General features: G+C 68.1%; 10 protein-coding genes. 3 read left to right on the forward strand and 7 right to left on the reverse strand.

The window, feature by feature from the left end:
• Positions 1 to 107: 107 nt before the first annotated feature.
• The 6 genes from xrtD to Q0309_RS00810 all read right to left on the reverse strand — a co-directional run bounded on the left by xrtD (position 108) and on the right by Q0309_RS00810 (position 8114).
• Positions 108 to 1709, reverse strand: a complete 1602-nt coding sequence (gene xrtD / locus Q0309_RS00785) for a VPLPA-CTERM-specific exosortase XrtD (RefSeq protein ID WP_299436271.1) — start codon at positions 1707 to 1709, stop codon at positions 108 to 110.
• Positions 1710 to 1945: 236 nt separating this feature from the next.
• A complete protein-coding gene (locus Q0309_RS00790; RefSeq protein WP_299436274.1) occupies positions 1946 to 3397 on the reverse strand; it encodes a TIGR03016 family PEP-CTERM system-associated outer membrane protein in 1452 nt (483 codons plus the stop codon).
• 104 nt (positions 3398 to 3501) lie between these two features.
• Positions 3502 to 4116: an XrtA/PEP-CTERM system exopolysaccharide export protein gene (locus Q0309_RS00795; RefSeq protein WP_299436277.1), complete on the reverse strand. Its 615-nt coding sequence runs from the start codon at positions 4114 to 4116 to the stop codon at positions 3502 to 3504.
• 249 nt (positions 4117 to 4365) lie between these two features.
• Positions 4366 to 6207: a chloride channel protein gene (locus Q0309_RS00800; RefSeq protein ID WP_299436280.1), complete on the reverse strand. Its 1842-nt coding sequence runs from the start codon at positions 6205 to 6207 to the stop codon at positions 4366 to 4368.
• Positions 6208 to 6291: 84 nt separating this feature from the next.
• Positions 6292 to 7341, reverse strand: coding sequence for a GGDEF domain-containing protein (locus Q0309_RS00805; protein ID WP_299436283.1), 1050 nt, complete (start codon positions 7339 to 7341; stop codon positions 6292 to 6294).
• A 257-nt stretch (positions 7342 to 7598) separates the two neighbouring features.
• Positions 7599 to 8114 carry a pentapeptide repeat-containing protein gene (locus Q0309_RS00810; RefSeq protein WP_299436286.1) on the reverse strand — a complete coding sequence of 172 codons (516 nt, stop codon included), beginning with the start codon at positions 8112 to 8114 and terminating at the stop codon, positions 7599 to 7601.
• 258 nt (positions 8115 to 8372) lie between these two features.
• Between Q0309_RS00810 and Q0309_RS00815 the strand changes: the two genes are divergently transcribed.
• Entirely contained in the window at positions 8373 to 9263 is an 891-nt protein-coding gene (locus Q0309_RS00815; RefSeq protein WP_299436289.1) for a tetratricopeptide repeat protein, read from the forward strand.
• Positions 9264 to 9290: 27 nt separating this feature from the next.
• Here Q0309_RS00815 and Q0309_RS00820 read toward each other — a convergent pair whose 3' ends face one another.
• Entirely contained in the window at positions 9291 to 9653 is a 363-nt protein-coding gene (locus tag Q0309_RS00820; protein ID WP_299436292.1) for a DUF1127 domain-containing protein, read from the reverse strand.
• A 424-nt stretch (positions 9654 to 10077) separates the two neighbouring features.
• On the opposite strand from Q0309_RS00820, the gene Q0309_RS00825 reads away from it, so the two are divergent.
• Both Q0309_RS00825 and Q0309_RS00830 read left to right on the forward strand, forming a co-directional pair.
• Positions 10078 to 12186: an aminopeptidase P family protein gene (locus tag Q0309_RS00825; RefSeq protein ID WP_299436295.1), complete on the forward strand. Its 2109-nt coding sequence runs from the start codon at positions 10078 to 10080 to the stop codon at positions 12184 to 12186.
• Between the two features lie 151 nt (positions 12187 to 12337).
• Positions 12338 to 12550 carry a YqaE/Pmp3 family membrane protein gene (locus tag Q0309_RS00830; protein WP_299436298.1) on the forward strand — a complete coding sequence of 71 codons (213 nt, stop codon included), beginning with the start codon at positions 12338 to 12340 and terminating at the stop codon, positions 12548 to 12550.
• Positions 12551 to 12553 lie beyond the last annotated feature (3 nt).

Genomic DNA, 12553 nt, shown 5'->3' on the forward strand with positions numbered 1-12553 from the left:
TCGCGCGCAACCAATTATGAGTCCCGCTGCCCGGACTTTTGCCCCGGTTACGGATTCCACGCGTCCCATTTGCCCTGCGGAGCGGGTCAAATGGGACGCGATCCGCCCTAGTTCGGAACGTAATCGTCCAGCAGCGGCACGACCTCTCCGAGGAACGCCTGCAACCGCGCGTCGGCGTCTTCCGGCTCCTCATCCGGCCGGATGGCGGTCACCACGCGGACCAACGCGCCGTCGGTCCGACCCAGAGTCAACGCATCCCAGACATTGGCCAGCTTGATCCGGAACTCGTTGGTCAGTTGCCGATGCCGCAACTCAAACCAATAGTACACGACCTGCCGATGCATCCCGTTGGCGATCACGGTCCTGTTCACGGGAATCGCCGTGTCTTGGCCCTCCGGGATCACGGTTCTCGTGCCAAACTGCGCGATTTCCCATCCGCCGGCCGGCATACAGACCGACGGCGAATGAATCGCGGCGCGCCGATCCTGGGCGTCATACCAGGCAACGTACAGATTGACAGGGGCCTTGCGGTCCTTGCCTTGGAAGTCGGCGACGATGTAGTCGTCGACTTGCAGGATTTCGAGGTGGGCCGGCTGGATCACGTCTTCCCGGCCCGACCACTCGTCGATCTGCAGCGGAAACGTCGCCAGCGGCTTGCGTGGCGGCACCGACTGAGCCCCTTCCGGCAGCCCGACAAGCACCGCCGCCCCGAGCCCCACGGCCATCGTTCCAACGATCAGAGCGGGCGTGGCCCGACGCACCGTCGGCGGCAACCGGCCCTTTTGCGGCAGAATGGTGTCTAGGTCGAGGCGGGAGGTGAACGGACGGAGGTCTCCGGTCACGAGCAGAAGGAGCTGCAAAACCAGGAACATCAGGGCCAAACCGACGAGGAAAATGACCCATCCCTCGAAGGCGTGCATGAAGCCCTCGGCGGCTGAAATCCCCTGGTAATTGACCAGGATGCCGGTCAGGGCAATGCGGGCGCTGTTGATCGCGATCGTGATCGGCACAACAGACAGGAAGAGAAGAACACGATGCCAGGCCGGCCCCGAATAAATGTAACCAACAAGATAGGCAAAACTGGCGAGCGGAAACAGGTACCGCAACCCATTGCAGGCCTCCACAACCTGGAGCTGGTAGGGGCCAAGATCAATAATATTTCCTTCCAGGAATACGGAATAACCGAGCGCCCGCAGAACGTTCGTCCCCAGTTCAGACGAAATATGCTGCATTGCCGTCGAAACCTTGATGTAAAGAGTGTTCGGCAATGGCAGAGCAAAGAACAAATAGGCAATTGGGAAAAACAGCCGCCGCAAACCGTGCCATCCGTAGAGAATGAGCGCGAGACTGAGCAGGGTCACGATGAAACCGTAGTAACTGAAGGCCGGCATTCCCCCGGCCCGCGCCACGACGGCCAAGCCGGCCGCCACGACTGTCACCACAACGCCAACCCACCATCCACCCGATGCCCGCGCTGGCAGAGTCCGCAAGGCGTGCCAGATCAACAAGATCGCCAGCGGTGGAACGATATAGCCATAACTGAATTCCTCGCGCTCCCAAGACGAGGCTGCGTAAATCAAGCCGTCCCAGAACAGAAATACGATGAACGCAATGTATACGGCTGCGCCGGCCAGCGCAATTGTGTTCCCAGGCTGGGCTGTTTCCTCTCTGGGCTCCGGTCTCGGTGCGTCTTCCAACGTTTCCCCCATGGGTCTGGTACACGTGGCTGTTTGACCCGCACGGTTTGTCCATTTGGCTCTGGTGCATCCAACACCGGTTGCGTCAGAGCTGCGGACTCACCGCATATCTACACTCGATCGGTGCCAAAATGCCCGCCAAAGCTCCGGAACACGTCGCCGACAGCACTGGGCGGACCCAGTATACGGCTTGGCGCGCCGCAGGACATCACGGAAACAACGCGCCCCCGGCAGGCGGTCTCAGCATCTTAAAAGCTGATCCGCCCTCCGAAAAAAACCGTATTTTCCGTGTACTCATTGTCCGGATCGTCACTGAAGCGGCGCCGATGCGACAGCCCGCCATAGACGGACCCATTCTTCGTGATCGCGTATGTTAACTCCCCGCGCCCTGACACGGTCAGGGCGTCCGCGACATCGCTGCCTTCGGAGTGACTGGCCTGGATGGACAGGCTGGATTGCAGTCGCCGGTTCAGCGCGCGGTTCCAATTCGCCGCGGCGCTCACACTGGTCTCGGTCTGAGAGGCCGAGTCGCCACTCACATACTCGCGGTTCAGGAAGCTGCCGCTCAGACCGAACGTGTTCCGGCGATACGCGGCGGAAATCCCCAGGTCGCCCTCGTACGTCAGTGCCACATCGTCACTGTCGCCGGTGCGGTGTTGGTTCAGGGCCGCGATGTTATCCTCGGCCTGCCCCCGACGTTCAGCCTGGATTCGGCTGTAGCGCCCCAGGGATGTTTCAAGGGTGCGGCTCAAGCTGCCCTGCACCTGCAGGCGCGGCGTGATGGCATAGTTGGCGCTGGCCCCGAATTCCTGGTCGTTGTAGCGGTGGCCATAGGTCAGCAGGAGCGTGCCGCGCGCGCTGCTGAACTGCAGTCCCGCGCTCCAGAAAACACCGCCGAGATCGTCGTCGGCGCCATCCAGGTCAATCCAGTCGTAGCCCACCTGACCGATGGCGGCGGTCCAGCGGTCGAGGGCGTAGCGGGCCGTGACACTCCCGGAAACTGTCTCGAAATCCGCGCCGTCATCGCGGTCATCGTCCTCATCCTCGATCCGCTCGGTGGTGCGCCGGTCAAGCAGACCCTCGAAGCTCAGGCGTCCGAACTGGCGCCGCGTGTCGACGAGCAGGGACTGCTGCATCTCGCGTTCCCGCGACTTGACCGACAGGTCCGTCCCCTCGGTGGTCAGCACTTCCCGATGCCGCACCCGCGCGACGGCCTCGATGTCCTCGGCGAACACATAGCGGGCATACGGGCTGATCTCAAAGATGTTCACCGTTTCCGTGTCTTCGTCGCTGCTGGCGCGATCCTGCGACGGCACGGCCTGAACATCGACGAGCACGCGGTTGGTGGAGGCGGCGGCATCCACGAACAGGTGGTGGGGGACGAGAGCCAAGGTGCCGTTGGCGTTGACGCGCTGGTCGACCGTGATGTCGCTGCTGCCATTGCGCGTCTCAAGGCCAAGCGACGAGTTCAACCGGAAGTCCAGCCGCCGGCCGGTCGCCGTGAATTGGGTCGTCATGTCAACTCGGCCGATGACCGCGCTTTCCTTTTCGTCGTCTGGCGCCTGTTCGACGTTGTCGGTCAGGATGATCCGTGTCCCCCCGCTCTGGTCCAGCCTGTACTCCGCGGCCCAGGACGGCGCGCCCGCAAGCGCCACGGCGGCCAGAAACCCAACGCCTGCTGAGGTCACGGAACGAATCATGGCACTCTGAAGCGGTTGTTGGTGGCAAAGACCGACCCGTGCCTGTCAGGCCCGGACGGGACGGCCATGCGACCGGTGGGACGTGCCGTCGGGATCGGTCCGCGTCACAGCAGGGCCTCCGGCACCATGATGACGTCGCCGGGCAGCACCGCCACGTTGGCGTCGATATCGCTGTCCCGCAGCAAGTCCTCGATCCGCACGCGATAGGTCTGGCGGTCGTCGCCCTGCCCGCGCACCAGCAGCGCGCCGTTGCCGTCGGCGTATTCCGTGAGGCCGCCGGCCGCGAGCATGATGTCGATAAGTGTCAGGTTGCGGCGATAGGGAACGGAGGTGGGATTGTTCACCTCGCCGATGATCCGGATCTGCTCTTCCACCGGGCCGGCGAAGGAACTGACGATCACCGTCACCAGGGGGTCCTGAATGTAGGGCAACAAGGCCTCGGCCAGGTCCTCGGACAAATCCGAGGGGGTCTTGCCGGCGGCCAGCATGTCCTGGATCAGCGGCGTGGAAATGCGACCGTCAGGCCGGACAGCCACCTGGCGCGACAGTTCGGGATCGCCCCACACGAACACTTCGAGCACGTCCAGCGGCCCGATGGTGTACACGGCATCCACGCCATCCGGATCGGCCGGCGCATCCGGATAGCCGGCGCAGGCGCCAAGGCCAGCCACGGCAACACCGACGAGACAGAAACGCCAGAGCTTGCGAACGATCCACATTGTCTTGTGTCCCCTCAGGCGCACGCGTTGGACAAACACAGGTGAAGCGCAACGCCATTTGTTACGCAGAAGCAATCAAAGTGATGCCCCGTATGGTAAGCATTGCCCCACGACCTCCGCGACCACACGGCATCGGCACTCTTATACACCATCACCCTGAAACGGCCACCCACGAGATCGCAGGGTCGCGGACATGTCAGGGACTCCGGCGCCACTCGTTGCGCCAGCGCATCACGATGGGCCGTCCGGTCACACAGGCTCCCCCCGGTCCTCGGCCCGCAGGCGGCTGAGCGCGTCGGCATAGGCGCGGGTGACGTGGCGCTCGTGGACGACGCCCGCCAACACCATGGACGCCCGGTCCCGCACCACGGGGCACGGCGTGTGCTGGTGGTCCTCCAGCAGGTCCATCGCCTGGTCCAGGCTATCCGAAAGGGCCAGCACGGGCGGGTCGGTGAAGGCCAAGTCGAGGGCCGTGCGGTCCTGTGCGGTGTCCGGCCGCAGCAGCACCTCGGCGACGTCGGCCAGGGTGATGGTGCCGAGCAGTCGCCGGGTCTCGCCCTCGGTCACGAACAGCGTATCGCTGCCGTGCTGGCGGAACGCCGCCGCCACCGCCTCCAGGGTGGCGTCGGCCGCCAGCGTCGGCGGGTGGGCCACGACCAGATCCCGCACGGCGATCCGTTTCAGCATCAGGCGCTGGCGATCGCCGTCCACGTCGAGCCCACGGCGCGCCAGTTGCCAGTGGAAGACGGAGCGGTGCCCGGTCACCCCGGTTGCCACGGCCGTGGCGATGACCACCGCCGTCATCACCGCGATCGTCAGCGGGTAATTGCCGGTCATCTCGAAGATGATCAGGCTGGTGGAAATGGGCGCGCCGAGCACGGCGGCGGCCACCGCTCCCATGCCCACCACCGCGTAGGCGCCGGCGCCCGACGACAGGTCCCACGGCGCGATCGCCGTGGCGACAATCCCGAACGCACACCCGGTGATGGCGCCCATGGCCAGGGAGGGGCTGAACACCCCGCCGCCGAATCCGAAACCGAGGCAGATCACCGTGGCCAGGCCCTTGGCGACCGCCGTGGCCACGGCCATGTCCAGCGCCAATTCTCCGCTCAGCGCCCGGTTCGTGACCTCGTAGCCGACGCCCAGCACCTCCGGGAACGCCTGGGCGATCACCCCGACCGCCACACCGGCCAGCACCGGCCGCAGCCACGTCGGCACACCGGACCGCTTCATGGTTGCGTCGGTCGTCGTCAGCGCCACCATGAACGTCGCGGCCACCAGGCCGCACACCACGCCCAGCAGGGCGAAGGCCGGCAGTTCTCCGAAACTCGCCAGCGTCAGGTCGGGCGGCAGGGCGAAGGCCGGCTCGGCCCCGAACCACTGGCGCGACAACACGGTCGCCGCCACGCTGGAAATCACCACCGGCGCGAACGCGCTGGCGGCGTAGTGGCCGACCACCACCTCGTGGGCGAACAGAGCGCCGGCGATGGGGGCGTTGAACGACGCCGCGACCGCCGCCGCCGCGCCGCACCCGAGCAGGGTGCGCGACATGGCGTGCCCGAGCCGCGAGATTTTGGCCACCCAGGCCCCGAGGGTCGCGCCGAGGTGCACCGCCGGTCCCTCGCGGCCGACCGACGCGCCCACCCCCAGCGAGGCCATGCTGCCCACGGCCGCCGCGATGCCGCGCCACAGGGGCATCCGGCCGCCCCGCAAAATGGCCGCCTCGATGACGTGCGAGACGTTTTCCGGCCGTCCCTCCGGCAGGAAGGCCCGATGCCACAGCCCGACCACCAGGCCACCCACGGCCGGCGTCAGGGCCACCACCCACCACGGCAGCCCGCCCGCCGTGGTGGCCAGCAGGCGCTCCTCGGCCCCGTACACCATGGCCTGGATCAGGGTGATCCCCTCGCGGAAGGCAATGATCCCGCCGCCGGTCAGCAGGCCGACCACGGCGGCGACGGCGCCGATGCGCAGATATCCATTGCCCGTCAGGTGGCGTGGCCGCAAGGCCGCCGTGCGCCGGACCACCCGGCGCGCGACGCGCCGGGCGAAGTGGTGGGTGCGCCGGTTCTTGCGAGAGCGAGCTGCCATGACCGCGGTGTTCCGGGCTGTCGGTCCGATCGCCAGACGCCCGTCGCCGCCATTCCGTATGGCGCTCGGATCAACGGGGACGGATCAAGGCGACGACGACGCATTCATCTCCAACTGCGAGATCACTTGATTGCGGCCCTGCCGCTTGGCCATGTACAAGGCCCGGTCCGCCCGCTGCACCATGTCGGCGATCGATTCCCCCAGGGCGTATTCGGCCACGCCGATGGACAGGGTGATGCGCCCCAACTCTGTGCCCGACCGGCGGTTGGTGATCCGCTTGCCGGCCACGGTGGTCCGGACCCTCTCGGCCACGACGACCGCCCCCCGAACGCCGGTGCTGGGCAACACCACCGCGAACTCCTCGCCGCCGTAGCGCGCCACGGTGTCGGAGGGCCGCACGCACCCCTGGATGGTGCGGGCCACCAGCTTGAGCACCTGATCGCCCATCTGGTGACCATGCGTGTCATTGAAGTTCTTGAATCGGTCGATGTCGAGCATCAGCAATGATAGATTGCGGCCACCGCTGGCCGCCGCCTCCGTTGCCTCCCGCATGACGAGGTCGAACACCTTGCGATTGAACACGCCGGTCAGGCCGTCGATCCGTGCCTCCGTGCGGACCTGTTCCAGGTCCTCGCGCAACTTGCTGACTTCGCGCGAAGACTGCGACAACTGCGTCCCCAGCTTGCGGTTGAGCCGCAGGGCCTCCTGCGTCTCCGCGACGAGCGTCGAGATGATCGAGTGCAGCGCCTCCTGACTGGCGCCTTGCGCCTGATGCGACAGATCGTTCAACGTCGCGCCGTAGGTCTCGGTCCCCTTGTTCGCGTCCGTGAGCATCTTCAACAGCTTTTCCAGCGTGTCCTCGATGCGCAGCCCGGCCTCGGCCAGAGTCTTGGTTTCGTCGGCCTGGGACAGGTATTTGTCGTGAAGGGCTTGGAGCACGTCGGGGCCGAAGCGCGCCCCGTCGGTCATCAGCCGTTCAATCTCCCGGCTGAGGTCCGGCAGGCGCTGCGTATGGTGGACGTACCAGATCGCGAAATTGTTCGGATTCGGGATGACCCCGTGCTCGGTCATGGAATCCATGGCCAGCCGGGCCGCCGCCACGGCCTGAGCCTTCGTTTCCGCGTATTCCATCATCCCACTGCGCCCATCCTTCTGAACAGAGGCGCGAAAACACGCGTTGCCCGCCGCTTGCCTCGCTGTGCGCCGCGCGCCAGACGGGTCCGCCCCTCCCAGCCGGCCCCGGGCCACCAACCGGCCCCGAAGACAGGCATGTCCTGAGATACATCAGGACTGTCGCGCCGCCAAGGGCGAGGTTGCCCGGGCGTCTGAAAGCCATATGCGAAAAAGGCGTGTTTTCAAGGGCAAGCACGAAACGGTCGCCTGCGGCCGGTTCAATTGCACTGGCCGATGGACTCGTCGGCGCAAACCCGCTGACCATTCACCCAGGTCGCGCCGGACAGGTCGGCGTGCAGCAGGTCCGCCATCTCGAGGTCCGCGCCGGTCAGGTCGGCCCCGCGCAGGGTGGCGCGGAAGAATCGCGCCCGCCGCAGGTCGGCATTCTTCAGGACGGCGCCGGACAGGTCGGCCTTTGTGAAGTCCGCCTCGCTCAGGTCGGCGTTGGACAGGTCGGCGCCGCGCAGATCGGCGCTGACGAACCGGGTGCGAAAGCCGTTGATCCCGCTCAGGTTGGTCCCTTTCAGGTTGGCGCGCTGAAACGAGGTATCGCGCAGGACCGCGCCGCTCAGATCGGCGCCTTCCAGGTTGCGGCCATCGTGATAGCAGCGGCGCCACTCGACACCGGGTTCGGCGACGTCGGTACAGGCCGCGCGCGCCGGCGCCGGCGGCAGCAGGGCCAGCAGCAGGAGCACGATGAGGGGCGAGGCGGAGAGGAGGCGAGTCTTGGTCATGGCGTTGCTAAAGTAAGCCCTTGGTGGGGTCAGGAAAAGGGCCTGTGTGTGGCAACCCTGTGACGGCGCCGCCATCGACGGCGGGACTCGACCCGGCCCAGGGCCGTCACGGTTTTGATTGTGACCGTGATCGGACAGTCCTACAGTGTGCGTCATGGTTCCGTCACGGCCGACCGGACACGAGACGGACCACGCACCAGAAACCCGCCGGCCCCGGCCGGTGTGCTGGCGGGTCCCCGGTCGCAAGGGAGCCCACCGATGCCCAAGACAAAAGCCGATCACGCCATGCTGGACGCCGAACGCCACGTGACGCGCGCCGAGTTTCAGCAGGCCTTGGAGGCATTTGGCCGGGCTCGCTACTTCTATCACCAGGCCGGCGACCGCGACGGCGAGGCGCTGGCCATGATGCGCCGGGGCGAAATCGAACTGGGCCAGGGGCATATCGAGGCGGCCGGCATGGCGCTGCGAGAAGCCCTCGACCTGTTCACCGACGAGGCGGACGACAGCGACCGCTCGGTCGCCGAGGTCCTGCTGTCCGAGGCCCTGCACCTGGCCGGCAAATCCGCCCAGGCGCGCGCCCATGCCGAGGCCGCGCTCTCCCACGCCGCCCATGCCGGCAACAGCTATGGCGAGGCCCGCGCCTACATGCAGATCGGGCGCCTGGACCGGGATGAGGGCCGGGGCGACCGCGCACTCGACGCCATCACCCGCGCCCGTCGGCTGTATGCAGAGGCGGGACGCGGCCTGCACGAGGCCACCGCCCTGTCGGCCCTGGCCTCGACCCTGCGCGAGATGGGGCGGGCGGATCAGGCGCACGCCGCGCTGGAACAGGCGGCCGACCTGTACGCCATGAACGGCGATCATCTGGACGAAGCGACCACGCGCCTGGATATCGGTCGCCTGATGATGGACATGGGCGCGTTCGACGAAGCCCGCGAGGCGTTCTCTCACGCCGCCCGCCTGAACGGCGAGGCTGGGCACTTGGCCGGCGAGGCCGAGGCGTTGCTGGAAGCCGGACGGCTGGAGGCGCGGGCCGCCCCCAAACACGCCTTGAAGCTGTTGCGGCACGCGGCCGAACTGTTCGGGCACGCCGGCCTCGACGGGCGCCGCGCCCAGGTGGAACAGGAAGCCGCCGTGCTCCGCGCCTGACGGGTTCTGGTCGGGCGCGACCCCGGATCAGCGCGCCGCCGACCGCCGGTACCGCCCCGCCACCACCGCCGGAATGTCGCGGCGTGTCAGGCCGATGTCGGCGAGTTGATGCGCATCCATGTCCAGCAAGGCCCGTTCGAGCTCGCGGCGGTCCTGCCAGGCGCGGACGTACGCCACCAGCCGGCCGACCAGCCCGGGCCGGTGCGTGTGGTCGTCGTTCGAGGCGGCCTGACGCCCCGCCGCCACCACCCGATGCGGCGCCATCACGTCGCCGGACGGCCGGATCGGCGCGTCCGGCCAGGCCAGGAACGGCGCGCTCCACACATGGCCGAGGGTCGAGGCTTGGCGCAGGGCCGATCCTTCCCCGCGACGGTCGAATTGGTTCAACATGGCTCTCACTCCTTGAGATCCGGCCAACGGCTTTCGACGGCGGCCGTTGGACTTTGGCGACTCCACGGGGCTTGCCGGCGTCGCCACGCACGCCCCGGGCGAACCAGGATGCAAGGCGGACGCGGGACATGAGCCCAGGCGCGGCCGTGAAAACGAGAAACGAGCGGGCCGGGGCCTTGGAAAAAGGCCGCAACCCACCCGACACCGAATTATTCTAGGATCGATCCCATTGGCGCGGCAGCGGAATTCCCGCAGTGCCGGATTGCGGCCGGCGCATAGGGGGCCGGCTCGCCTTGGTGCACCTTGACCGGGCACGCGCGCGGGCTCATCTGCTGAAGGGTCGCCTCCGTTTCCCCACTTTCGGCACGCTCGCCCGCCATCAGGGCTGGACAATCCCGAGACCGTCGGCTTCCCTGACCAGACGATGACGCCCACTGCCTCTCAGAAAACCGCCGGACGGCGGCCCAGGACCGCCGCTGCCCAGCCTGGGGCGACCGACCAGGCCATCGACCGTCTGGTGGAGGTCCTGGCGCGCAGTGGGCGCGCCCGGCCCGATCCGGACGGCCTGCGCGCGCTGGTCGCCGGCATCGCCGCGACGCCGCGGGGTCTCGATCATGCCTGGATGGATCTGGTCGTCGTGCCGCCGCGCCCGCCGGAGGTGGTCGAGGCGCTCATCGCCGCCCGCGCGGCCCTCGCCCCGCCGCCCCTGGATCTTGGCGGCGCCGCCGATGGGGCGCGCCTGAAGGCGGTGCGCGGGCTGCTGGATGGCCTGGGCGTCTCCGGCTTCGTCGTGCCGCGCGCCGACGCCCATCAGGGCGAGTTCGTGGCCGCCAATGCCGAGCGCCTGGCCTGGCTGACGGGTTTCACCGGATCGGCCGGTGTGGCCGTGGTGCTGCAATCGCGCGCCGCCTTGTTCGTCGACGGCCGCTACACCCTCCAGGCCGCCGCCGAAGTGGACACCAGCCACTGGGAGATCGTGTCCATCACCCGCACCCCGGTCAGTGACTGGCTGGAACGGACACTCCGGCACGGCGAGCGCATCGGGTTCGATGCCTGGCTGCATACCATCGCCGAGACCGACAGGATCACGGCCGCCTGTCAGCGCGTCGGCGCCCGCTTCGTCCCGGTGCCCGCCAACCCGATCGACACCCTGTGGACCGACCGTCCGTCGGCGCCGCTGGGGCCGGTCGTGCCGCACCCGGAGACCTACGCCGGCCGCTCCAGCGCGGACAAGCGCGGCGAGATCCGGGATCACCTCCGGGAAAAGGGGTGCGCGGCCACCGTCATCACCGACCCGGCCGCCGTGGCCTGGCTGCTCAACATCCGGGGGGCGGACGTGCCCTATTCGCCCCTGGCCCTGAGCTACGCCATCCTTCATGACGACGGGCGAGTGCGACTGTTCATGGACAGCCGCAAGCTGACCCCGGCGGCGCGCGCCCACCTGGGCGCCGACGTGACCGTACGCGCGCCGGGCGGCCTGGGCCCGGCCCTGGACGCCCTGGGCAATGGCGAACGCCGGGTGCTGCTCAGCCGCGCCGGCTGCCCGCAGTGGATCCGCGCCCGCCTGACCGCCGCCGGCGCGGCGGTCACACTCGGCACCGATCCCATCGCCCTGCCCCGGGCACGCAAGACCCCGGCGGAGGTGGACGGCGCCCGCGCCGCGCACCAGCGCGACGGCGCGGCCCTGTGCCGGTTCCTCTGCTGGCTCGACCGCGAAGGGCCGCGCGCCACCCAGACCGAGATGTCGGCGGCCGAGCACCTGCGGGCACTGCGGGCCGAGGGCGCGCTGTACCGGGGGCCCAGTTTCGAGACCATCAGCGGCGCCGGCCCGAACGGCGCCATCGTGCACTACCGCGTGACACCGGCCACCGACCGGCGCATCGAGCCGGACATGCTCTACCTGGTGGACAGCGGCGCCCAGTACCGCGACGGCACCACCGACGTCACCCGCACCGTCGCCATCGGCACCCCGACGGCCGAACAGATCCGCCGGTTCACCCGCGTGCTGCAGGGGCACATCGCCCTGGCCACCGTCCGCTTCCCGGCCGAGACCACCGGCACCCACCTGGATGCCCTGACCCGTCTCGCCCTGTGGCAGGACGGCGTTGACTTCGCGCATGGGGCCGGACACGGGGTCGGCAGCCACCTCGGCGTGCACGAGGGGCCGCAGCGCATCTCTCGACGGCCCTCGGACGTCGCCCTGGAGCCGGGCATGATCCTGTCCAACGAGCCCGGGTACTACAAGACGGGCGCCTTCGGCATCCGCATCGAGAACCTGGTGGTGGTGACCCCCATCGAGGCCCCCGACGGCGCCGAGGTGCCGCTGTTCGGGTTCGAGACCCTGACCCTGGCCCCCATCGACCGGCGGCTGATCGATCCGGCGCTGTTGACCCCTGGGGAGCGGCACTGGCTCGACGCCTACCACGCCCGCGTCCTGGCGGAGATCGGCCCGCTGCTGGACGCGGAGGCGGGGGCCTGGCTGGAGGCGGCCACCCGGCCGCTGGCGCCGTCGGACGGTCCCGCCGGGGCGTGATGCCCCTGGTGCTCCCCCCCCCCTTTGCGATGGATCGCTCGTCTTGGGAACTCGACGGCGCCCCTAACGTTCCAAGACCGAGGCAAGCGGCTTCGTTGGGGACAGCGAACGCCGTGATGTCCGGTCCATCGACACTCAGGGGAGCTCGGCCATGAGCCCGTATACCGACGCAGCCGAAAGCCGTGGAAGGGACAGTCTTCCTGGCGACCTGCTTCGCATCGCCCTCGCCATCCTGCTGCCGCCGCTGGGCGTGTTGCTTGAGGTCGGCGTGGCCAACAAACACTTCTGGATCAATATCGTCCTGACCCTACTGGGGTTTCTGCCCGGTGTGATTCACGCCGTGTGGGTGATCGCGCGGTATTGAGTC

The organism is uncultured Rhodospira sp., from assembly GCF_937138205.1.
Classification (GTDB): Bacteria; Pseudomonadota; Alphaproteobacteria; order Rhodospirillales; family Rhodospirillaceae; genus Rhodospira.